The following is a 23,161-nucleotide window of genomic DNA, read 5'->3' on the forward strand; positions in this document are numbered from 1 at the left end:
CTAAAGTGACGCGAAGTTCACGGACACATCCCGGACACATTCCGAACCCACCACAATATTCCCGCATGTCGCGGCGTACGTGCGGCTCGGCCTCCTCCCGCTCGGCGGTCGGCCGACGCCTCTTCCGGCGCCGGCGGACCACCTCCCCTTCTGAGCGGGCGGGGACCCGGCGGTACGTACGGCCGCGCCGGATCTGAGAGGGCGCATGAGCGAGCGCAGCGAGCGAGTCATGGGGAGCCGCGCGCCCGCGGAACGCCGTACGGACGCCCCCCGCACCCCCCGGGCCGACGGCCCTCGTGAGGGGCGCGCTCGCCGCGAGGGGTCCGTGTGAATCAGGTCCGGCATGTTCCCGTGATGCTCCAGCGATGCCTCGACCTGCTGGCCCCGGCTCTCGCCGAGCCGGGCGCGGTCGTGGTCGACTGCACCCTCGGTCTCGGCGGACACAGCGAGGCCCTGCTCTCCACGTTCCCCGCCGTACGGCTGGTCGCGCTCGACCGCGACCAGGAGGCGCTGCGGCTCTCCGGCGAACGGCTCGCCCCGTTCGGCCACCGCGCCACCCTCGTCCACGCGGTCTACGACGAACTGCCCGATGTGCTCGCCCGGCTGGAGATCCCCCGCGTCCAGGGCGTGCTCTTCGACCTCGGCGTCTCCTCGATGCAACTGGACGAGGCGGAGCGCGGTTTCGCCTACGCCCAGGACTCCCCCCTCGACATGCGCATGGACCAGTCGTCCGGAGTCAGCGCCGCCGAGGTCCTCAACACCTACCCGCCCGGCGAGCTGGTCCGGATCCTGCGCGCGTACGGCGAGGAGAAGCAGGCCAAGCGGATCGTCTCCGCGGTGGTCAGGGAGCGCGAGAAGGAGCCCTTCTCGCACAGCGCACGGCTGGTCGAGCTGATCCGCGACGCCCTCCCGCAGGCCGCCAAGCGCACCGGCGGCAACCCCGCCAAGCGCACCTTCCAGGCCCTGCGTATCGAGGTCAACGGCGAGCTCTCCGTCCTGGAGCGGGCCATTCCGGCCGCCGTGACATCCCTCGCCGTCGGCGGCCGGATCGCCGTCCTCTCGTACCACTCGCTGGAGGACCGCCTCGTCAAGCAGGTCTTCGCGGCCGGGGCCGCCAACACCGCGCCGCCCGGTCTGCCCGTCGTGCCCGAGCGCTACCAGCCCCGGCTGAGACTCCTCACCCGCGGCGCCGAACTGCCCTCGGAGGAAGAGATCGCGGAGAACCGCCGCGCGGCCCCGGCGCGGCTGCGGGGGGCGCAGCGGATCCGGGAGGACGCTCTGTGAGCGGACCGGCCAAGCAGTTGAAGGGGCGGGCCGCGCGGCTCGCCCAGCTGATGCCCTCCGGCTCCAGTTCGGCGGCGCGTACCCCCTTCGTCCTGCTGGTCGTGCTGCTCCTCGGCGGGGGGCTGATCACCCTGCTGCTGCTGAACTCCTCCCTCAACGAGGGCTCGTTCCAGCTGAGCGAACTCAAGAAGCGGACGACCGACCTCACCGACGAGGAGCAGGCGCTCCAGCGGGACGTGGACGACCGATCCGCGCCGTACGCCCTGGAGCGGCGCGCCCGTGAGCTGGGCATGGTGCCGGGCGGCAGCCCCGCCTTCCTCAATCCGGACGGTACGGTCCGCGGCGTGCCGGGCGCCGGGGCGTCGCCCTCCGCCCAGCCGTCGGCCCAGTCGCAGGGACTGCCCTCCCCCATGGAGGAGGGCCCGCCCGGGGCGGTCACCTCGCCGTACCCCGCGGCCTCCGACACGGCCGCCCCGTCCCCGCTCCCGTTCCCGTCCGCGTTCCCCTCCCTCACCGCGCGCGAGACCCCCGAGCCGGTGCCCGCACCGGCATCCGGCACGCCGGCCCCGACGACCCCCGGCAGGTGACCCAGTGCCCTCCCAGGAACCCCCGCGCCGCCGGGTGCCCAAGCCCGCGCGCTCCGGGAACGACGGACGGTCCCGCCCCGCGTCCCGGCCCGCCGCGCGCCGCCCGGGGCCCGGGGCCCGTTCCTCGCGGCAGATCAGGCTCGGCAGCCCCCGCCCACGGCTGCGGCTGGTCAGCCTCGGACTGACCCTCGTCATGCTGGCGTTCGTCGTGCGGCTCCTCCAGGTGCAGGCGATCGACGCCAGCGCGTACGCCGCCAAGGCGGAGAAGAGCCGCTACCTCAGCCACACGATCGCGGCCGAGCGCGGGAAGATCACCGACCGTTCCGGGATCGCCCTCGCCACCAGCGTCGACGCGTACGACATCACCGCCGACCCGTCGATGTTCACCGCCGACTTCACCAAGGTCCCGGACGCCCCCGAACAGGCCGCCGCGCTGCTCGCCCCGATCCTGGGGGCGCAGAGCGCCGACATCGTGAAGAAGCTCAGGACCCCCGACTCCCCCCGCTACACCGTGCTGGCACGCCGCCAGACCCCGCAGGTCTGGAACCAGATCAAGGACCTCAAGCGCGTACTCGCCGAGAAGGCGAACAAGGCGAGCAAGGCCGCCAAGGGGAAGGCCACCGTCGTCAGTGTGCTGTCGGGCGTCCTCCAGGAGGCCAGCAGCAAGCGCGTGTACCCCAACGGCGATCTCGCCGCCGGGATACTGGGGTACGTCAACGCCGCGGGCCGCGGCGCGGGCGGTGTCGAATCCATGCTGGACAAACAGCTGGCCGGCGAGGACGGAAAGGTCACCTACGCCCAGTCGGGGGGCCGTCGTGTCCCCACCGCCAGCTCCCACGAGACCCCCGCCGTGCCCGGCTCCGACATCGAGCTGACCATCGACCGGGACATCCAGTGGGCCGCCCAGCAGGCCATCACCGACCAGGTGAAGGAGTCCAAGGCGGACCGCGGCTATGTGGTGGTCCAGAACACCCGGACGGGCGAGGTGCTCGCCATGGCCAACGCCCCCGGCTTCGACCCCAACGACGTTTCCGCGGCCAACGCCGCCGCCATGGGCAACGCGGCCCTCCAGGACGTGTACGAGCCCGGCTCCACCAGCAAGGTCATGTCGATGGCCGCCGTACTGGAGGAGGAGGTCGCCACCCCCGCCACCCATGTGGTGGTCCCGAACCGGCTGCACCGCGGGGACCGGCTCTTCAAGGACGACATCGACCACCCCACCTGGAACCTGACCCTCAACGGCGTCCTCGCCAAGTCCAGCAACATCGGCACGATCCTGGCGACCGGCCAGCTCGGCGGGACACAGCCCGAGGCCAACAAGGTCCTCCACTCGTATCTGAGCAAGTTCGGCATCGGCCGGCCCACCGGTCTCGGCTATCCCGGCGAAACCCAGGGCATCCTGGCCGAGCCGCAGGACTGGTCCACCTCACAGCAGTACACGATCCCCTTCGGCCAGGGACTCTCCCTCAACGCGATGCAGGCCGCCTCGGTCTACTCGACCATCGCCAACGGCGGCGTACGGATCGACCCCACCCTGGTCCGCGGCACCCAGGGCCCCGACGGTCGCTTCACCGCCGCCCCCGCGCCCAAGAAGACCCGCGTGGTGAGCGAGCGGACCGCCAAGACGCTCGCCACCATGCTGGAGTCGGTCGTCGGCAACGAGGAGGGGACCGGCACCAAGGCCGCCATCCCCGGCTACCGCGTCGCGGGCAAGACGGGTACGGCCAACCGGGTCGACCCGAAGCTCGGCGTCTACAAGGGCTACACCGCCTCCTTCGCCGGCTTCGCGCCCGCCGACGACCCGCAGATCACCGTCTACTGCGCCATTCAGAACCCCACCAAGGGCAGCTACTTCGGCGGACAGATCTGCGGACCCATCTACAAGAAGGTCATGGAGTTCGCTCTCAAGACGCTGCAGGTCGAACCGACCGGCAGTAAACCCGCCCGGCTGCCGGTCACCTTCAAACCCGGCGAGTGACCCCAGGGAAAGCCCCAGTGACAACCATCACCCCCGATTCCGGGAACCACCCGGAACCCCCCGCGCACCAGTCCCCCTCACGTGGCTCAGGGCCCGCGGAGCCCGGTACGCTCACCGCCGTGCCACAAGCTGATCAGTACCGAACCACCCCGAAGGACGCCCCTGTGAACCATCCGGGGACGCCCCGTCCGGACCGGGTACGCCCGACCTCCCTCGCGGAACTGGCGGCCCGGCTGGGCGTCCAGGCACCGGATCCGGGGGAGGTGAGGGGCCCCGGGGAAGCGACCGGCATCACCCACGATTCACGCGCCGTACGCCCAGGGGACGTGTACGCCGCCCTCCCCGGCGCCCGCCTCCACGGCGCCGACTTCGCCGCCCAGGCCGCCGACCTCGGGGCCGCCGCGATCCTGACGGACCCGGCGGGCGCCGAGCGCGCCGCGGCCACCGGCCTGCCGGTCCTGATCGTCCCGGACCCGCGCGGCCGTATGGGACAGCTCGCCGCCGAGATCTACGGATACCCCGGCAGGGATCTCCTCCAGATCGGGATCACCGGCACCTCGGGCAAGACCACCACGGCGTATCTCATCGAGGGCGGACTGCGCGGCGCCGGCCGCCGTACCGGTCTGATCGGCACCGTCGAGACGCGCATCGGCGACGAGCGCATCAAGTCGGAGCGCACCACCCCCGAGGCCACCGACCTCCAGGCGCTCTTCGCCGTCATGCGCGAGCGCGGCGTCGAATCCGTCGCGATGGAGGTCTCCAGCCACGCCCTGGTGCTCGGCCGGGTCGACGGCTGTGTGTTCGATGTCGCCGTCTTCAACAACCTCAGCCCGGAGCACATGGAGTTCCACTCCGGCATGGAGGACTACTTCCAGGCGAAGGCGCGGCTCTTCACCCCGGAGCGAAGCAGGACCGGCGTCGTGAACTTCGACGACGAGTACGGCCGCCGGCTCGTCTCGCAGGCGACCGTCCCGGTCATCACCTTCTCGGCGGAGGGCCACCCGGACGCCGACTGGCGCGCCGAGGACGTCGAGGTCGGCTCCCACGGCTCCACCTTCACCGCCATCGGCCCCAAGGGCGAGCGGGTACGGGCCGAGGCACCACTGCCGGGACCATTCAATGTCGCCAACACCCTGGCCGCGATCGTCACCCTCGCCGTCGCCGGGATCGACCCGCACACCGCGGCCGACGGGATCGCCGCCGTCCCCGGCGTGCCGGGCCGGCTGGAGCGGGTGGAGGCAGGTCAGCCGTATCTCGCCGTCGTCGACTACGCCCACAAGACGGACGCCGTCGAATCGGTCCTGCGCTCGCTGCGCAAGGTCACCAAGGGCAAGGTGCACATCGTCCTCGGCTGCGGCGGCGACCGCGACAAGAACAAGCGCGGCCCGATGGGCGCGGCGGCGGCCCGGCTCGCCGACACCGCCGTACTGACCTCCGACAACCCGCGTGGCGAGGACCCGCTCGCCATCCTCGCCGCCATGCTCGCGGGCGCCGCGGAGGTGCCGATCCATGAGCGCGGGGACGTCCTGGTCGACGCCGACCGGGCCTCCGCCATCGCCGCCGCGGTGGCCCTGGCCCAGGACGACGACACCGTACTGGTCGCCGGCAAGGGGCATGAGCAGGGCCAGGACATCGCCGGGGTGGTACGCGCCTTCGACGACCGTCAGGTCCTGCGCGAGGCCATCGAGCGCTCCCTCCGCCACCGGCCGGGCCGTGAGCCCGGCCATGAGCACCGTCACGAGAACAACAGTCAGGGATGACCCAGTGATCGCCCTCTCTCTCGCCGAGATCGCCGCCATCGTCGGCGGGCAGCCGCACGACATACCGGATCCGGCCGTCCGTGTCACCGGATCCGTCGTCTACGACTCCCGCGCGGTGGAGACCGGCAGCCTGTTCGCCGCCTTCGCCGGAGAGCGCGTCGACGGCCACGACTACGCGCGGGGTGCCGTCGAGGCGGGCGCGGTGGCCGTACTGGCCACCCGCCCCGTCGGGGTGCCCGCGATCGTCGTGGACGATGTCGTACGCGCCCTCGGCGCCCTCGCCCGTACCGTCGTGGAGCGCCTCGGCGCCACCACCGTCGCGCTGACCGGCTCGGCCGGCAAGACCAGCACCAAGGACCTCATCGCCCAACTGCTCCAGCGCAGCGCGCCCACGATCTGGCCGGAGGGCAATCTCAACAACGAGATCGGCCTGCCGGTGACCGCTCTGCGGGCGGTCGAGGACACCCGCTACCTCGTCCTCGAAATGGGCGCGCGCTACATCGGCGACATCCGCTACCTCACCGGACTCGTCCCGCCGCGCATCGGTCTCGTACTGAACGTCGGCACCGCCCACATCGGCGAGTTCGGCGGCCGGGAGCAGATCGCCCAGGCGAAGGGGGAAATGGTCGAGTCCCTGCCGTCCGCGGCCGAGGGCGGGGTGGCGGTGCTCAACGCCGACGACCCGCTCGTCCGCGCGATGGTCACCCGCACCAAGGCCCGTACCGTCCTGTTCGGAGAGTCAGACGAAGCAGACGTACGGGCAGAGAACGTCCGCCTCACCGAGACCGGACAGCCCGCTTTCCGGCTTCGAACACCCTCCGGGTGCAGCGACGTGACGCTGCGGCTGTACGGTGAGCACCACGTGTCGAACGCGCTCGCCGCGGCCGCCGTCGCCCATGAGTTGGGCATGTCCGTCGACGAGATCGCCGTGGCGCTCTCCGAGGCGGGAACCCTCTCCCGCTGGCGTATGGAGGTCACCGAGCGCGCGGACGGCGTGACGATCGTCAACGACGCCTACAACGCGAACCCTGAATCCATGAGAGCGGCGCTCCGCGCGCTGGTCGCCATGGGTGGTGCCTCACGGGCCACGGGGGGCCGTACGTGGGCGGTGCTCGGCTTGATGGCCGAGCTGGGTGACGAATCGCTCGCCGAGCACGACGCGGTCGGACGGCTCGCCGTCCGGCTCAACGTCAGCAAGCTCGTGGCAGTCGGGGGCAGGGAAGCGTCCTGGCTGCAATTGGGCGCTTACAACGAGGGTTCGTGGGGTGAGGAGTCGGTGCACGTGTCCGACGCGCAGGCGGCGGTCGACCTGTTGCGCAGTGAACTGCGTCCGGGAGACGTCGTGCTGGTGAAGGCTTCGAGGTCGGTCGGTCTGGAGCGAGTCGCCCTGGCACTGCTGGAGAACGCCACCGAGGGCGAGGTCGCCGGCCGATGAGGCAGATCCTCTTCGCGGGAGCCATCGGGCTCTTCCTGACCCTGATCGGCACTCCGCTGCTGATCAAGCTCCTGGCCCGCAAGGGATACGGGCAGTTCATCCGGGACGACGGCCCGCGCACGCACGGCAGCAAGAAGGGCACGCCCACCATGGGCGGCATCGCCTTCATCCTGGCCACGCTCATCGCGTACGCCCTGGCGAAGGTGATCACCGGTGAGGACCCGACCTTCTCGGGTGTGCTGGTGCTGTTCCTGATGGCGGGGATGGGGCTCGTCGGGTTCCTCGACGACTACATCAAGATCGTGAAGCAGCGGTCGCTGGGCCTGCGGGCCAAGGCGAAGATGGCCGGCCAGCTGATCGTCGGTATCGCCTTCGCGGTGCTGTCGCTCCAGTTCGCCGACTACCGCGGCAACACCCCCGCCTCCACCAGGCTGTCGTTCGTCACGGACTTCGGCTGGTCGATCGGCCCGGTGCTGTTCGTGGTCTGGGCGCTGTTCATGATTCTCGCGATGTCCAACGGGGTGAACCTGACGGACGGTCTCGACGGTCTCGCCACCGGCGCCTCGGTGATGGTCTTCGGCGCGTACACCTTCATCGGTCTGTGGCAGTTCCAGGAGTCCTGCGCCAACGCGACGACCCTGACCAACCCCAACGCCTGTTTCGAGGTACGAGATCCGCTGGACCTCGCGGTCGTCGCCTCGGCGCTGATGGGCTCCTGCTTCGGCTTCCTGTGGTGGAACACCTCACCGGCCAAGATCTTCATGGGGGACACCGGTTCGCTCGCGCTCGGCGGCGCGCTCGCCGGTCTGGCGATCTGCTCCCGTACGGAGTTCCTGATGGCCATCCTCGGCGGCCTGTTCGTGATGATCACCATGTCCGTGGTCATCCAGGTCGGTTCGTTCAAGATGACCGGCAAGCGCGTCTTCCGGATGGCACCACTCCAGCACCACTTCGAACTCAAGGGGTGGTCCGAAGTCCTTGTGGTGGTGCGGTTCTGGATCATCCAGGGCATGTGCGTCATCGTGGGTCTGGGGCTCTTCTACGCAGGGTGGGCGGCCGAGAAGTGAACTGGCACGGCAAGCGGGTCACCGTCGCGGGTCTCGGGGTCTCCGGGATCCCGGCGGCCCGGGTGCTGCGCGGACTCGGCGCGGAGGTCACCGTCGTCAACGACGGCGACGACGAGCGGGCCCGCGCCCAGGCCGCCGAGCTGGAGAAGCTGGGCGTCACCGTCCGCCTCGGCGACGGGGCGACGCTGCCCGAGGCCACCGAACTCGTCGTCACGGCCCCCGGCTGGAAGCCGGACAAGCCGCTCTTCCTGGCCGCCGCGGCGGCCGGGGTGGAGATCTGGGGCGATGTCGAGCTGGCCTGGCGGCTGCGCGGACCCGGCGCGGCCCCCTGGCTCGCCGTCACCGGCACCAACGGCAAGACGACGACCGTCAGGATGCTCGCCTCGATCCTGGCCGCCGCGGGACTGCGTACGGCCGCCGTCGGCAATATCGGCGTCTCGCTGCTGGACGCGGTCACCGGCGAGGAGACATACGACGTACTCGCCGTGGAGCTGTCCAGTTACCAGCTGCACTGGGCGCCGAGTCCGCGCGCCCACTCCGGCGCCGTGCTCAACCTCGCGCCCGACCATCTGGACTGGCACGGCTCCATGGCGGCGTACGCCGCCGACAAGGGCCGGATCTACGAGGGCAACAGCGTCGCCTGTGTCTACAACGTGGCCGACCCGGCCACCGAGGACCTGGTGCGCGCGGCCGACGTCGAGGAGGGCTGCCGCGCGATCGGCTTCACCCTCGGCACCCCGGGACCGTCCCAACTCGGCGTCGTGGACGGCATCCTGGTCGACCGCGCCTTCGTCGAGAACCGCCGGGAGCAGGCCCAGGAGCTCGCCCACGTCTCCGACGTCAACCCGCCCGTCCCGCACAACATCGCCAACGCGCTCGCCGCCGCCGCGCTGGCGCGCGCGTACGGTGTCGAGCCGGCCGCCGTACGTGACGGACTGCGCGCCTTCCGCCCCGACCCGCACCGGATCGAGCGGGTCGCCGAGGTCGCGGGCGTCACCTACATCGACGACTCCAAGGCCACCAACACCCATGCCGCCGAAGCGTCGCTCGCCGCGTACGACCCGATCGTCTGGATCGCGGGCGGTCTCGCCAAGGGCGCGACCTTCGACGAACTCGTCGGGGCGTCCGCGAAGCGGCTGCGCGGTGTGGTCCTGATCGGTAAGGACCGCGCGCTCATCCGGGAAGCCCTCGCGCGACACGCCCCCGAAGTCCCGGTCGTGGACCTCGACCGGACCGACACTGGGGCGATGTCGGCCGCGGTCCGCGAAGCGGCACGGCTCGCGCAGCCGGGGGACACGGTTCTGATGGCCCCGGCCTGCGCCTCGATGGACATGTTCGTCAACTACAACAAGCGGGGCGAGGCGTTCGCGGACGCGGTACACGCCCTCGCCGCCGAGCACGCCTGACCCGGTGTCGCAGCAGCAGGCCGCAGCCCACTGACCACCCGCGCCAGCCGCGCCAGGCACGACTGGAGGGGACAGCGACGATGCCGGCCGACGACACCGGGGACCGAGATCCGCGGCCCGCGCCGGGGCCTGTCCGGCGCGGCTGGGGCTACCTGGGCGCACTTCCGGGCGCGCCCGCTCTCGCGGGGGCGCCAGGTGGCGTGGACACCCCCGAGGAGAGCGCGCACGCCGGTGCGGACGCCCGCGCGAGGAGCCTGACCGGGCTCGCGCTGCGCGGCCGGGCCGCCGGAGCCGCTGTGGGGCAGCCGCCCAGGACCCGGCGTGGAGGCGGCAGGAGCGGCGCCCCCCGTCGGCCGCGTGGTGGCCCCCGGCGCTTCCTCGAACGGATGCGGCGTGCCTGGGACCGGCCGCTCACCGCGTACTACCTGATCCTCGGCAGCGGTCTGCTGATCACCGTGCTCGGTCTGGTGATGGTGTACTCCGCGTCGATGATCTACGCGCTCCAGTTGTCGCTGCCCTCCACGTACTTCTTCCGCAAGCAGTTCCTCGCGGTGGTTCTCGGTACCGGCCTGCTGTTGCTCGCCTCCCGGATGCCGATCAAGCTCAACCGCGCGCTCTCGTACCCGGTCCTGGTCGGGACGGTTTTCCTGATGGCGCTCGTTCAGATCCCGGGGATAGGGCGTTCCGTCAACGGCAACCAGAACTGGATCTATCTGGGCGGCCCGTTCCAGCTCCAGCCCAGTGAGTTCGGCAAGCTGGCGCTCATCCTCTGGGGTGCTGATCTGCTTGCCCGTAAACACGACAAGCGGTTACTGACCCAGTGGAAACATCTGCTGGTGCCGTTCGTCCCGGTCGCCCTGCTGCTGCTCGGACTGATCATGCTCGGCGGCGACATGGGGACCGCGATCATCCTCACGGCGATCCTCTTCGGACTGCTCTGGCTGGCGGGCGCCCCCACCCGGCTCTTCGCCGGGGTGCTCGCGGTCGCCGGGGTGATCAGCTTCGCGCTCATCAAGACCAGCGAGAACAGGCTGTCGCGGTTCGCCTGCGTCGGCGCGATCGATCTGGGCCCGGACGGGGAGTGCTGGCAGGCGGTCCACGGGATCTACGCGCTTGCCTCCGGCGGATGGTTCGGTTCCGGCCTCGGCGCGAGTGTGGAAAAGTGGGGTCAACTGCCCGAACCGCACACCGACTTCATTTTCGCCATCACCGGGGAGGAACTGGGTCTGGCGGGGACGCTGTCGGTACTCGCACTGTTCGCGGCTCTAGGCTATGCGGGTATCCGCGTGGCCGGACGCACGGAGGATCCCTTCGTGAGGTACGCCGCGGGAGGTGTGACCACCTGGATCACGGTGCAGGCCGTGATCAACATTGGTGCGGTGCTCGGCCTGCTGCCGATCGCCGGAGTCCCGCTCCCGCTGTTCTCCTACGGAGGGTCGGCCCTGCTGCCGACCATGTTCGCTATCGGGCTGCTGATCGCGTTCGCGCGAGAGGATCCCGCCGCGAAAGCGGCCCTGGCCATGCGACGGCCCGGGGTGAGATGGAAGACGATGAGACGGCGCGTCAAGAAGCGTCCGTCCGGAGAGCGGTGAATTTCGGTGCATGTCGTACTCGCCGGTGGGGGGACCGCCGGCCACATCGAGCCCGCGCTCGCCCTCGCGGACGCCCTGCGCAGGCAGGACCCCACCGTGGGGATCACGGCCCTCGGCACGGAGCGCGGACTGGAGACCAGGCTCGTACCGGAGCGGGGATACGAACTGGGGCTGATCCCCGCCGTACCGCTGCCGCGCAAACCCACGCCCGAACTGATCACCGTCCCCGGGCGGCTGCGCGGCACGATCAAGGCCGCCGAGCAGATCCTGGAGCGCACCAAGGCGGACTGTGTGGTGGGCTTCGGCGGCTATGTCGCGCTGCCCGGCTATCTGGCCGCCAAACGGCTCGGTGTGCCGATCATCGTCCATGAGGCCAACGCCAGGCCCGGACTGGCCAACAAGATCGGCTCGCGGTACGCGGCCGGTGTGGCCGTCTCCACCCCGGACAGCAAGCTGCGCGGCGCCCGTTACATCGGCATCCCGCTGCGCCGCACCATCGCCACCCTCGACCGGGCCCGGGTGCGCCCCGAGGCGCGCGCGGCGTTCGGGCTCGATCCCAATCTGCCGACGCTGCTCGTCTCCGGTGGCTCCCAGGGCGCGCGCCGGCTCAACGAGGTGATCCAGCAGATCGCTCCGGTGCTCCAGCGCTCCGGAATTCAGATCCTGCACGCGGTCGGTCCGAAGAATGAAATGCCGCGCGTGGACAACATGCCCGGAATGCCGCCTTATATCCCGGTACCGTATGTGGACCGGATGGACCTCGCGTACGCCGCGGCCGACATGATGCTCTGCCGCGCGGGCGCGATGACCGTCGCCGAACTCTCCGCCGTCGGACTGCCGGCCGCCTATGTACCGCTGCCGATCGGCAACGGTGAACAGCGGCTCAACGCCCAGCCGGTGGTGAAGGCCGGCGGTGGACTGCTGGTCGACGACGCCGAACTGACCCCCGAGTGGGTCCAGAGCCATGTGCTCCCGGTGCTCGCCGATCCGCACCGGCTGTACGAGATGTCCCGCGCGGCCTCCGAGTTCGGCCGTCGGGACGCTGATGATCTGCTCGTAGGAATGGTGTACGAGGCGATCGCCGCACGCCGCCAGGCGTAGCGGCGCAGGGAGGCAGGGGAGCGTGGCCGGACCGACGACCGCCGAGCGTGGCGCCCGACCGCGGTCGGAGTCCGGCCGCCCCGACGAGGGGCCGCCGGGCCGCCGGTTCCGGCTCCCCCGCCTCCGTATCTCCTCCCGTGTGTTGATCGTTTTTCTCGCCGCGGTCCTGCTCGTCGGCGGCGGCGTCTGGGCGCTGTACGGCTCCTCGTGGCTGCGGATCGAGAAGGTGAACACCATGGGCACCGACGCGCTCACCCGCGCCGAGGTCGTGGCCGCCGCCGACGTGCCGGTCGGGGCTCCGCTGATTTCCGTCGACACGGACGGGATTGAGGCGCGGCTCCGTCGGAAGCTGCCGCGTATCGATTCGGTCGAGGTGGTGCGTTCATGGCCGAACGACATCGGGCTGAAAGTGATCGAGCGAAAGCCCGTACTGCTTCTCGAAAATGGAGCAAAGTTCATCGAAGTGGACGCCGGGGGGGTGCGTTTCGCCACCGTCGAGAAGGCGCCCAAGGATGTCCCCCTCCTCGAATTGGCGGTGGACAGGTCGGCCGCGACGCGACGCTTCGGAACAGAGCGGCTGACGCGTGAAGCGGTCCGGGTCCACGCCGAACTGCCGGAGAAAGTGGCCGGGAGCATCAGGGTCGTACGAGTCCGTTCGTACGACTCGATCTCCCTGGAGCTGACCGGCGGCCGTACGGTGATGTGGGGAAGCGGAGAGGACGGTACGGCCAAGGCGCGTGCGCTCACCGCTCTCATGAAAGCCGTCCCCACGGCGGGGCACTTCGATGTGAGCGCACCCACCGCGCCTGCGGCGTCGGGGAGTTGACGCGCATATGTGCTGGCCAGCACCCTGGTTGGTCAGCGCTATGGGTGATCACATAGGGTGAAAAGAAAAACGGGAGGTTCGGCGTGTTCGTTGAACGTGCGCCACTTGTCGACTTAGTGTCCTGTTCGGAAGAGTCCAAGAAGCGGACACACTGGTAACCCTGAACTTCAACGTGAGGGTTTGGGTCGGCGTTTCGGACCGTCCCATCGGCATCAGTCGTCGCGGCGCCACATCAGCGAAGCGACGACACGTAACTCGAGGCGAGAGGCCTTCGACGTGGCAGCACCGCAGAACTACCTCGCAGTCATCAAGGTCATCGGTGTCGGCGGCGGTGGTGTCAATGCCATCAACCGAATGATCGAGGTCGGCCTCAAGGGTGTCGAGTTCATCGCGATCAACACCGACGCGCAAGCCCTGTTGATGAGCGACGCCGACGTCAAGCTCGACGTCGGCCGCGAACTCACCCGCGGCCTCGGCGCCGGAGCGAACCCGGCAGTCGGCCGCAAGGCGGCAGAGGACCACCGCGAGGAGATCGAGGAGGTCCTCAAGGGGGCCGACATGGTCTTCGTCACCGCCGGCGAGGGCGGCGGCACCGGCACCGGCGGCGCGCCCGTCGTCGCCAATATCGCCCGCTCGCTGGGCGCCCTCACGATCGGTGTGGTCACCCGCCCGTTCACCTTCGAGGGCCGCCGTCGCGCGAACCAGGCGGAGGACGGCATCGCCGAACTCCGCGAAGAGGTCGACACCCTCATCGTCATCCCCAACGACCGGCTGCTGTCCATCTCGGACCGCCAGGTCAGCGTCCTCGACGCGTTCAAGTCCGCGGACCAGGTGCTGCTGTCGGGTGTCCAGGGCATCACCGACCTCATCACCACCCCCGGCCTGATCAACCTCGACTTCGCCGACGTCAAGTCCGTGATGTCCGAGGCGGGCTCCGCGCTCATGGGTATCGGCTCGGCCCGCGGCGACGACCGCGCGGTGGCCGCCGCCGAGATGGCGATCTCCTCGCCGCTCCTCGAAGCGTCCATCGACGGCGCCCGCGGTGTCCTGCTCTCCATCTCCGGCGGCAGCGACCTCGGTCTCTTCGAGATCAACGAGGCGGCGCAGCTGGTCAGCGAGGCGGCCCACCCCGAGGCCAACATCATCTTCGGCGCCGTCATCGACGACGCCCTGGGCGACGAGGTACGGGTCACCGTGATCGCGGCCGGCTTCGACGGCGGCCAGCCGCCGACCAGGCGCGAGACCGTACTCGGCGCGGGCTCCGCCAAGCGCGACGAGCAGCCGTCGCCCTCCCGGTCCTCGGACACCGGCCGCTCCGGCGGACTCGGCACCGTACCGCCGCGCGAGGACGGCCCGGCCAAGCCCGAGCCCCTCCCGACGGTCAACGAGAAGCCGCTCTCCCCGGTGAACCCGCCGCAGGTTCCCCCGGCCCGTCCGTACCAGGACAGTCAGGCCGAGGAACTGGACGTCCCGGACTTCTTGAAGTGATACGGCAGCACGAAACACGGAGCGGCGCGCACTTCGCCTTCACCGACCGGTGGGGCGGGGTGAGCGCCGCTCCGTATGATCAGCTCAATCTCGGCGGCGCGGTCGGCGACGACCCCGGGGCCGTACGCGCCAACCGCGAACTCGCCGCGAAGTCCCTGGCGCTCGACCCCGGACGGGTCGTCTGGATGAACCAGGTGCACGGCCGCGAAGTGGCCGTGGTCGACGGGCCCTGGACAAGCGCGGACATCCCGGCCGTCGACGCGATCGTCACTCAGCGGCGCGGACTGGCACTCGCCGTACTCACCGCGGACTGCGTTCCGCTGCTGCTGGCCGACCCGGTCGCCGGGATCGTGGCCGCCGCCCACGCGGGCCGGCCCGGTCTGGTCGCGGGGATCGTACCGGCCGCCGTCGAGGCGATGATCACACTCGGCGCGGAGCCGTCCCGGATCACCGCCCGTACCGGACCGGCCGTCTGCGGTCGCTGCTACGAAGTCCCCGAGCCGATGCGGGACGAGGTCGCCGCCGTCGTACCGGAGGCCCACTCCGAGACCAGTTGGTCCACCCCGGCCGTGGATGTCGTCGCCGGGGTGCATGCCCAGCTCGACGCGCTCGGGGTCCGGGACCGGCAGCGCTCGGTGGTCTGCACACTGGAGTCGGACGACCACTATTCGTACCGCCGCGACCGCACCACCGGACGGCTCGCCGGCTATGTCTGGCTGGACTGATAAGCACATGAAGGATCGGAAGACCGAACTCGCCGAGAATCTGGCGAGGGTGGAGGAACGTATCTCCTCCGCCTGCGCCGCCGCCGGGCGTCCGCGGGAGGACGTGACCCTGATCGTGGTCACCAAGACCTACCCCGCGAGCGATGTCCGGCTCCTCCATGAACTCGGCGTACGGCACGTCGCCGAGAACCGGGACCAGGACGCCGCCCCCAAGGCCGCTGCCTGCGCGGATTTGTCGCTGACCTGGCACTTTGTTGGTCAATTGCAGACGAACAAAGCCCGTTCCGTAGCCAGTTACGCCGAAGTCGTGCAGTCTGTCGACCGGATCAAGCTGGTTTCGGCGCTCTCCGCCGCCGCGGTGCGCGCGGAGCGTGAGCTGATCTGTCTGATTCAGGTCGCCCTGGACGCCGAGTCCGGCGAACGAGGTGAGCGGGGCGGCACGGCACCCGACGGAATCGAGGAGTTGGCCAGGGAAGTGGCCGGTGCACCAGGACTGCGGCTCGGCGGTCTGATGACCGTGGCGCCGCTCGCCGGACCGTACGCGGGACGGCAACAGGCGGCGTTCGAGCGGCTGCTGGAATTCTCATCCCGCCTGCGCGCGGACCATCCGGCTGCGAACATGGTCTCAGCAGGGATGAGTGCGGACCTTGAGGACGCCGTGAAGGCCGGTGCGACACATGTACGCGTCGGTACGGCGGTACTCGGAGTCCGCCCCAGCCTCGGGTAACGTCGCCAAGCAAGTCGGACCACAGCAGAAAATATGGTCATTTCGCCAAAAAGCGGACAGACCTCGTGGATCGCGGGCACTTGGTGACGAGGCCGATCCACCACAGAGCGGAGGACTCAGAGCATGGCCGGCGCGATGCGCAAGATGGCGGTCTACCTCGGCCTCGTGGAGGACGATGGGTACGACGGCCGGGGCTTCGACCCCGACGACGATTTCGAACCCGAGCCGGAGCCCGAACGGGATCACCGGCGTCACCAGCCCGTGCGCCAGCCGGAGCGGGAAGAGCCGGTGCGGATGGCCCAGCCGCCCGCGCAGCGCGAGCGCGAGCCGGTGTCCCTAGCGGCAGAAAGCGGACGTCCCGCCCGAATCGCCCCCGTGGCGTCCATCACACCTGAACGTCCGAGCCTGGAGAAGAACGCACCGGTGATCATGCCCAAGGTTGTGTCGGAGCGGGAGCCCTACCGCATCACCACGCTGCACCCGAGGACCTACAACGAGGCCCGTACTATCGGGGAACACTTCCGCGAGGGCACCCCGGTGATCATGAATCTGACCGAGATGGACGACACCGATGCGAAGCGACTTGTCGACTTTGCCGCGGGACTTGTCTTCGGTCTCCATGGCAGCATTGAGCGAGTGACCCAGAAGGTGTTCCTGCTGTCTCCTGCTAACGTCGATGTCACGGCGGAGGACAAGGCCCGCATCGCAGAGGGCGGGTTCTTCAACCAGAGCTAGGAAGCAGTACCGGGAACGACCCGGTCGAACGGCGGGAAAGACCCGGCGGACGGCCGGACCAGAGTGAGCCAGGGGAGAGGGAAGCAGCGGGATGGGCGTCGCACTACAGGTGGTTTACATCGCGCTGATGTGCTTCCTCATCGTGCTTATTTTCCGGTTGGTCATGGACTACGTCTTCCAGTTCGCCCGCTCATGGCAGCCCGGCAAGGCGATGGTGGTCGTTCTTGAGGCCACCTACACTGTCACGGATCCACCGCTCAAGCTTCTGCGGCGGTTCATCCCGCCGTTGCGTTTCGGGGGCGTGGCACTCGACCTGTCCTTCTTCGTTCTGATGATCATCGTTTACATCCTGATCACGCTTGTGAGCAACCTGGCGAGGGGATTGTGAACGAAACGGTCTTGCCGACTGCCGACGACTACGTAGAGGTGAAGTAGAGATGCCGTTGACCCCTGAGGACGTGCGGAACAAGCAGTTCACGACCGTCCGCCTCCGAGAAGGCTACGACGAGGACGAGGTCGATGCCTTTCTCGACGAGGTCGAGGCGGAACTGACCCGCTTGCTCCGCGAGAACGAGGACCTGCGCGCCAAGCTGGCCGCCGCCACGCGTGCCGCCGCGCAGAACCAACAGCAGCAGGGTATGCGGAAGCCTCCTGAACAGCAGGAACGGCCGGGTGCCCCGGTACCCGCCGCCATATCCGGACCGCCGCAGCAGCAGCAGCCCCCGCAGATGGGTCCGCCCCAGCTGCCCGGTGGTGCTCCGCAGCTGCCCGCGGGTCCGAGCGGGCACGGCCACCCCGGTCCGGGCGGTCATGACCCGCGGGGCCAGCACGGCCCCGGTCCGATGGGTCAGGGCGGTCCCATGCAGCAGGGCGGCCCCATGCAGGGCGGTCCGATGCAGGGTGGCCCCATGCAGGGCGGTCCGATGCAGGGTGGCCCCATGCAGCAGGGCGGTCCCATGGGTGGACCGATGGGCGGCCCCATGGGCGGCCACGGCCCGCAGATGGGGCAGCCCGGTCAGGGCCCCGGCGGCGACAGCGCGGCGCGGGTCCTCTCGCTCGCCCAGCAGACCGCCGACCAGGCGATCGCCGAGGCGCGCTCCGAGGCCAACAAGATCGTCGGCGAGGCGCGCAGCCGTGCCGAGGGTCTGGAGCGGGACGCACGCGCCAAGGCGGACGCGCTGGAGCGGGACGCGCAGGAGAAGCACCGCGTGGCGATGGGCTCCCTGGAGTCCGCGCGCGCGACGCTGGAGCGCAAGGTCGAGGACCTGCGTGGCTTCGAGCGCGAGTACCGTACGCGGCTGAAGTCCTACCTGGAGAGCCAGCTGCGTCAGCTGGAGACCCAGGCCGACGACTCGCTGGCCCCGCCGAGGACCCCGGCGACCGCGTCTCTGCCGCCGTCGCCGTCCATGGCTCCGGCCGGTGCGGGTGCGATGGGACACAGCATGGGCGGCAGCCCGTCCATGGGCGGCTCCATGGGTGGCCACACGCCCTCGCCGGGCCCGTCGTACGGCGGTCAGCAGCAGATGTCGCCGGCGATGACCCAGCCGATGGCACCGGTGCGGCCGCAGGCGCCGCAGCCGATGCAGCAGGCGCCGTCGCCGATGCGGGGTTTTCTGATCGACGAGGACGACAACTGAGGGGCGGCGGGCGCGCGAGCAGCGCGTAGCCGTCGGCAGGCTGAGGGCTGGGCCCGGGGTTTCCACCTCGGGCCCAGCCCTTTTTGTCGGCGGGTGGGGGTGCGGTGGCCGGCCTGGCCGCTGGGGCCCCGGTCCGGCCCGGCCGGGGGGCCGGGCCGGACCGTTCCGGGGGCGTGTCAGATCTTGCGCAGGTGGAACGTGAGGGACAGGCCCTCGTCCGTGAAGGCCGTGCCGTACGCCTCGTCCGCTTCGCCCGTGGCGAAGTCCGCCGCCAGGACCTCCTCGGAGATCAGCGGGGCGTGGGCCGTCAGGGCCTCCGTGGTGGCCGGGGACGACGCCGTCCAGCGGACCGCGATGCGGTCCGCCACGTCGAGGCCGCTGTTCTTGCGGGCCTCCTGGATGAGGCGGATCGCGTCACGGGCCAGGCCCGCGAGGCGCAGTTCCGGGGTGATCTCCAGGTCCAGGGCGACCGTCGCGCCGGAGTCCGAGGCGACCGACCAGCCCTCGCGCGGGGTCTCCGTGATGATCACCTCGTCGGGGGCGAGCGAGACCGGCTCGCCGTCCACGGTCACCGTGGCCGTACCGTCGCGCAGGGCGGCGGAGAGGGCCGCCGCGTCCGCCTCGGCGACGGCCTTGGCCACCGCCTGCACGCCCTTGCCGAAACGCTTGCCCAGCGCGCGGAAGTTCGCCTTGGCCGTGGTGTCGACCAGCGAGCCGCCCACCTCGGAGAGCGTCGCCAGCGCGGAGACGTTCAACTCCTCGGTGATCTGGGCGCGCAGCTCGGCGGAGAGGTTCTCGAAGCCTGTCGCCGCGATCAGCGCGCGGGACAGCGGCTGGCGGGTCTTCACGCCCGACTCGGCGCGCGTCGCGCGGCCCAGCTCGACCAGCCTGCGTACCAGCGTCATCTGCCGCGAGAGCGCCGGATCGATCGCCGTGAGGTCGGCCTCCGGCCAGCTCGTCAGATGGACCGACTCCGCCGCCTCGGCCGTCACCGGCACGATCATGTCCTGCCAGACCCGCTCGGTGATGAACGGGGTCAGCGGGGCCATCAGCCGCGTGACCGTTTCGACCACCTCGTGCAGGGTGCGCAGCGCCGCCTTGTCACCTCCCCAGAAGCGGCGGCGCGAGCGGCGTACGTACCAGTTGGAGAGATCGTCGACGAACGCCGAGAGCAGCTTGCCGGTGCGCTGGGTGTCGTACGCCTCCATGGCCTGGGTGGTCTGGTCGACCAGCGCGTGCAGCTCGCTCAGCAGCCAGCGGTCGAGCAGCGGGCGGTCGGCCGGTGCCGGATCGGCTTCGCTCGGCGCCCAGTTGGAGGTGCGCGCGTACAGGGCCTGGAAGGCGACGGTGTTCCAGTATGTGAGCAGCGTCTTGCGGACGACCTCCTGGATGGTGCCGTTGCCGACGCGGCGGGCCGCCCACGGGGAGCCGCCTGCCGCCATGAACCAGCGGACCGCGTCCGCGCCGTGCTGGTCCATCAGCGGGATCGGCTGGAGGATATTGCCCAGGTGCTTGGACATCTTGCGGCCGTCCTCGGCGAGGATATGGCCGAGACAGACCACGTTCTCGTACGACGACTTGTCGAAGACCAGCGTGCCGACGGCCATCAGCGTGTAGAACCAGCCGCGCGTCTGGTCGATCGCCTCCGAGATGAACTGCGCCGGGTAGCGCTTCTCGAAGAGGTCCTTGTTCTTGTACGGGTAGCCCCATTGCGCGAACGGCATCGAACCCGAGTCGTACCAGGCGTCGATGACCTCCGGGACCCGGGTGGCCTCCAGCGAACAGCCGTCGGTGGGGCAGCCGAACGTGACCGCGTCGATGAACGGGCGGTGCGGGTCCAGCGCGGACTGGTCGGTGCCCGTCAGCTCGCTCAGCTCGGCGCGCGAGCCCACGCATGTCAGATGGTTGTCCGCACAGCGCCAGATGGGCAGCGGAGTGCCCCAGTAGCGGTTACGGGACAGCGCCCAGTCGACGTTGTTGTTCAGCCAGTCCCCGTACCGGCCGTGCTTGACCGAGTCCGGGAACCAGTTGGTCCCTTCGTTCTCCTCAAGCAGCCGGTCCTTGATCGCTGTCGTGCGGATGTACCAGGACGGCTGCGCGTAGTAGAGGAGCGCGGTGTGGCAGCGCCAGCAGTGCGGGTAGCTGTGCTCGTAGGGCACATGGCGCAGCAACAGCCCCCGTGCGCGCAGGTCATCGGTGAGCGCTTCGTCCGCCTTCTTGAAGAAGACCCCGCCGACCAGCGGGACGCTCTCCTCGAAGGTGCCGTCGGGGCGGACCGGGTTGACGACCGGGAGGCCGTACGCGCGGCAGACCTTGAGGTCGTCCTCGCCGAAGGCCGGGGACTGGTGGACCAGACCCGTACCGTCCTCGGTCGTGACGTACTCGGCGTTGACGACGTAGTGCGCCTCGGTCCCCTCTGGGAAGTCGATCAGCGCGAAGGGGCGGTCATATGTCCAGCGCTCCATCTCGCGGCCGGTGAACGACTCGCCGGTGGTCTCCCAGCCCTCGCCGAGCGCCTTCTCCAGCAGTGGCCGGGCGACGACGAGCTTCTCCTCGCCGTTCGTCGCGACGACATAGCTGACGTCGGGGTGCGCGGCGACGGCGGTGTTCGAGACCAGGGTCCAGGGGGTGGTCGTCCAGACCAGCAGCGCCGCCTCGCCCGCGAGGGGGCCCGAGGTGAGCGGGAAGCGTACGAAGACGGAGGGGTCGACGACCGTCTCGTACCCCTGCGCCAGCTCATGGTCGGACAGGCCCGTCTGGTCGCGCGGACACCAGGGCGCGACGCGGTAGTCCTGGACCAGCAGGCCCTTGTTGAAGATCTCCTTCAGCGACCACCAGACGGACTCGATGTACTCCGGGTCCATCGTGCGGTACGCGTCGTCCAGATCGACCCAGTACCCCATGCGGGTCGTCAGCTCGGCGAAGGCGTCGGTGTGCCGGGTGACGGACTCGCGGCACTTGGCGTTGAACTCCGCGATGCCGTACGCCTCGATGTCCTTCTTGTCGGTGAAGCCCAGCTCCTTCTCGACGGCCAGCTCCACGGGCAGGCCGTGACAGTCCCAGCCGGCCTTGCGGGCGACGTGGTAGCCGCGCATGGTGCGAAAGCGCGGGAAGACGTCCTTGAAGACACGGGCCTCGATGTGGTGCGCGCCGGGCATGCCGTTGGCGGTGGGCGGGCCCTCGTAGAAGACCCACTCGGGGCGGCCCTCGGACTGTTCGAGGCTCTTGTCGAAGACCTTGCTCTCGCGCCAGAAATCGAGCACGGCGTGCTCCAGCGCGGGCAGGTCGACCTGGGCGGGCACCTGGCGGTACTGGGGCGGGGTCACTGGTGTCATGGGGCGCTTCCTCCGGCGGAACTGCGGCATCTCCGTCGGAGGGACGAGAGCAGCGCTCCCGCGGTACCACCCTCCTTGGCCCCGGGCGTGCGCCGCCCGCGGCCCCCTCATTGGGGTCGCGCTGCCGGTTCTACTCGCTCCGGTGGGACCGGGGCTTTCTTCCGGCGGCTCCGGGGTGATGCTTCACCTCGCGCTCTGCCCCCGGGCTCTCACCGTCCCCGGGTCGCTCATGGCCGCGTACGACGCTACTCGTCCCCATCCACGCCTCTCGCTCGCCCCAGTGTACGGGGCCGGGCGGGGCGCGGCCGACCGGTTTTCGGGGGGAGCGCCGTACGGCCGAGCGTATGACCCGAATGGTTATACCGGCCCCGGAGGCTTGGCCGCGGGCCCTCGGCGGATTACCGGGCGGCAAGCTGGGCACAACGGATGCAGGCTGGTCTTGTCGTAGACGTGGGGAGGGTCGATCCGGCGGCGTGCCCCGTTGCCGCGCGGCTGGGGTCGATTTATCGTCCCAGCACGATTCGCGAGCAAGATCACCCTATGTGAAGGGGCCGCGGCCATGGTGGCGAAGAAGACCGCCGCGAAGAAGACGACCGCGGCGAAACCGGCGACCGAGGGCGCGGCCAGGACCACGGCGAAGGCCACAGCCAAGTCGGCGGCGAAGACGACACCGGCCAAGAAAGCACCGGCCAAGAAGACGGCGGCCAAGAAAGCAGCGGCCAAGAAGGCACCGGCCACGAAAGCGGCGGCCAAGAAGGCACCGGCGAAGAAGCCCGCGGCGAAGAAGGCGGCCAAGAAGGCACCGGCGAAGAAGTCGGCCGCGAGGAAGCCCGCGGCCAAGAAGGCGGCGCCCGGCCGGGCGGCCGCCGATGAGACCGCGAAGAAGGCCGCGCCCGCGGCCGAGGGGGCGGCCCAGGCCGCGGAACAGACGGGAGCCAGCACGGTGGGAGCGAAGAAGACCGCGGACGGCGGGGGTACGGGGGCCGGCCGGCGTGGAGCGGGGGCCGCGACGGCGGTCCCCACCGCGCGCGTCGCCGCCACATCCCCGGAGGAGCTGGCCGTACGGCCGGGCGAGGATCCCTGGACGCCGGAGGAGGTCGCGGCGGCCCGCGCGGTGCTGGAGAGCGAGGCGGCCAGACTGCGCGCCGAGATCACCTCGTCCGAGACCGCGCTGGCCGGGCTGATGCGGGACTCCGGGGACGGCGCCGGTGACGACGACGCGGACACCGGCACGAAGAACATCACGCGGGAGCACGAGATGTCGCTCGCCGCCAATGCCCGCGAGATGCTGGAGCAGACCGAGCGTGCGCTCCAGCGGCTCGACGCCGGGACGTACGGGCTCTGCGAGATCTGCGGAAAGCCGATCGGCAAGGCCAGGATGCAGGCGTTCCCCCGGGCCACACTCTGTGTGGAGGACAAGCAGAAACAGGAACGTCGAGGCTGAACGCGTACAGGTGTGCCGTACGCTCGTCCTCAGT

General features: G+C 70.2%; 18 protein-coding genes. 17 read left to right on the forward strand and 1 reads right to left on the reverse strand.

Going from position 1 to position 23,161, the window contains the following annotated elements:
• Window positions 1-327: 327 nt before the first annotated feature.
• The 16 genes from rsmH to ABTZ59_RS21175 all read left to right on the forward strand — a co-directional run bounded on the left by rsmH (window position 328) and on the right by ABTZ59_RS21175 (window position 18,348).
• Window positions 328-1,284, forward strand: a complete 957-nt coding sequence (rsmH, locus tag ABTZ59_RS21100) for a 16S rRNA (cytosine(1402)-N(4))-methyltransferase RsmH (protein ID WP_351407283.1) — start codon at window positions 328-330, stop codon at window positions 1,282-1,284.
• On the forward strand, window positions 1,281-1,871 hold the full coding sequence (ftsL, locus tag ABTZ59_RS21105; RefSeq protein ID WP_351407287.1) for a cell division protein FtsL: 591 nt from the start codon (window positions 1,281-1,283) through the stop codon (window positions 1,869-1,871). The genes rsmH and ftsL overlap by 4 nt, the downstream gene beginning before the upstream one ends.
• A gap of 4 nt (window positions 1,872-1,875) precedes the next feature.
• Complete coding sequence (locus tag ABTZ59_RS21110) at window positions 1,876-3,849, forward strand: peptidoglycan D,D-transpeptidase FtsI family protein (RefSeq protein WP_351407298.1); 1,974 nt, start codon at window positions 1,876-1,878, stop codon at window positions 3,847-3,849.
• A 17-nt stretch (window positions 3,850-3,866) separates the two neighbouring features.
• Window positions 3,867-5,609: a UDP-N-acetylmuramoyl-L-alanyl-D-glutamate--2,6-diaminopimelate ligase gene (locus tag ABTZ59_RS21115; RefSeq protein ID WP_503003288.1), complete on the forward strand. Its 1,743-nt coding sequence runs from the start codon at window positions 3,867-3,869 to the stop codon at window positions 5,607-5,609.
• 4 nt (window positions 5,610-5,613) lie between these two features.
• Window positions 5,614-7,044 carry a UDP-N-acetylmuramoyl-tripeptide--D-alanyl-D-alanine ligase gene (locus ABTZ59_RS21120; protein ID WP_351407306.1) on the forward strand — a complete coding sequence of 477 codons (1,431 nt, stop codon included), beginning with the start codon at window positions 5,614-5,616 and terminating at the stop codon, window positions 7,042-7,044.
• Window positions 7,041-8,111, forward strand: coding sequence for a phospho-N-acetylmuramoyl-pentapeptide-transferase (gene mraY / locus ABTZ59_RS21125; protein WP_129766852.1), 1,071 nt, complete (start codon window positions 7,041-7,043; stop codon window positions 8,109-8,111). Before ABTZ59_RS21120 ends, mraY begins: the two co-directional genes overlap by 4 nt.
• A complete protein-coding gene (gene murD, locus ABTZ59_RS21130) occupies window positions 8,093-9,517 on the forward strand; it encodes a UDP-N-acetylmuramoyl-L-alanine--D-glutamate ligase (protein ID WP_351407332.1) in 1,425 nt (474 codons plus the stop codon). The genes mraY and murD overlap by 19 nt, the downstream gene beginning before the upstream one ends.
• 80 nt (window positions 9,518-9,597) lie before the next feature.
• Window positions 9,598-11,109: a putative lipid II flippase FtsW gene (ftsW, locus tag ABTZ59_RS21135; RefSeq protein WP_351407342.1), complete on the forward strand. Its 1,512-nt coding sequence runs from the start codon at window positions 9,598-9,600 to the stop codon at window positions 11,107-11,109.
• Between the two features lie 6 nt (window positions 11,110-11,115).
• Window positions 11,116-12,210 (forward strand): undecaprenyldiphospho-muramoylpentapeptide beta-N-acetylglucosaminyltransferase, encoded by a 1,095-nt coding sequence (gene murG / locus ABTZ59_RS21140; protein WP_030353511.1) that lies wholly within the window; start codon window positions 11,116-11,118, stop codon window positions 12,208-12,210.
• 22 nt (window positions 12,211-12,232) lie between these two features.
• Window positions 12,233-13,036 (forward strand): cell division protein FtsQ/DivIB, encoded by an 804-nt coding sequence (locus tag ABTZ59_RS21145; protein WP_351407356.1) that lies wholly within the window; start codon window positions 12,233-12,235, stop codon window positions 13,034-13,036.
• A 276-nt stretch (window positions 13,037-13,312) separates the two neighbouring features.
• Window positions 13,313-14,524, forward strand: coding sequence for a cell division protein FtsZ (ftsZ, locus tag ABTZ59_RS21150; protein ID WP_351407367.1), 1,212 nt, complete (start codon window positions 13,313-13,315; stop codon window positions 14,522-14,524).
• Window positions 14,521-15,249, forward strand: coding sequence for a peptidoglycan editing factor PgeF (gene pgeF, locus ABTZ59_RS21155; protein ID WP_351407376.1), 729 nt, complete (start codon window positions 14,521-14,523; stop codon window positions 15,247-15,249). The genes ftsZ and pgeF overlap by 4 nt, the downstream gene beginning before the upstream one ends.
• Before the next feature lie 7 nt (window positions 15,250-15,256).
• Window positions 15,257-15,976, forward strand: a complete 720-nt coding sequence (locus ABTZ59_RS21160; protein WP_351407385.1) for a YggS family pyridoxal phosphate-dependent enzyme — start codon at window positions 15,257-15,259, stop codon at window positions 15,974-15,976.
• 123 nt (window positions 15,977-16,099) lie between these two features.
• On the forward strand, window positions 16,100-16,711 hold the full coding sequence (locus ABTZ59_RS21165; RefSeq protein WP_249950786.1) for a cell division protein SepF: 612 nt from the start codon (window positions 16,100-16,102) through the stop codon (window positions 16,709-16,711).
• A gap of 91 nt (window positions 16,712-16,802) precedes the next feature.
• Entirely contained in the window at window positions 16,803-17,099 is a 297-nt protein-coding gene (locus tag ABTZ59_RS21170; protein ID WP_351407399.1) for a YggT family protein, read from the forward strand.
• Between the two features lie 49 nt (window positions 17,100-17,148).
• The gene (locus ABTZ59_RS21175) at window positions 17,149-18,348 is read left to right on the forward strand and encodes a DivIVA domain-containing protein (protein ID WP_351407414.1); all 1,200 of its coding nucleotides are present in this window, start codon (window positions 17,149-17,151) and stop codon (window positions 18,346-18,348) included.
• Between the two features lie 176 nt (window positions 18,349-18,524).
• On the opposite strand, the gene ileS is transcribed toward ABTZ59_RS21175, so the two are convergent.
• A complete protein-coding gene (gene ileS / locus ABTZ59_RS21180) occupies window positions 18,525-21,674 on the reverse strand; it encodes an isoleucine--tRNA ligase (protein WP_351408136.1) in 3,150 nt (1,049 codons plus the stop codon).
• A 568-nt stretch (window positions 21,675-22,242) separates the two neighbouring features.
• Here ileS and ABTZ59_RS21185 point away from each other — a divergent pair.
• Window positions 22,243-23,127, forward strand: a complete 885-nt coding sequence (locus tag ABTZ59_RS21185) for a TraR/DksA family transcriptional regulator (RefSeq protein WP_351407423.1) — start codon at window positions 22,243-22,245, stop codon at window positions 23,125-23,127.
• Window positions 23,128-23,161: the final 34 nt, after the last annotated feature.

The sequence above is a fragment of the Streptomyces sp. NPDC094034 genome, from assembly GCF_040303865.1.
Lineage (GTDB): Bacteria > Actinomycetota > Actinomycetes > Streptomycetales > Streptomycetaceae > Streptomyces.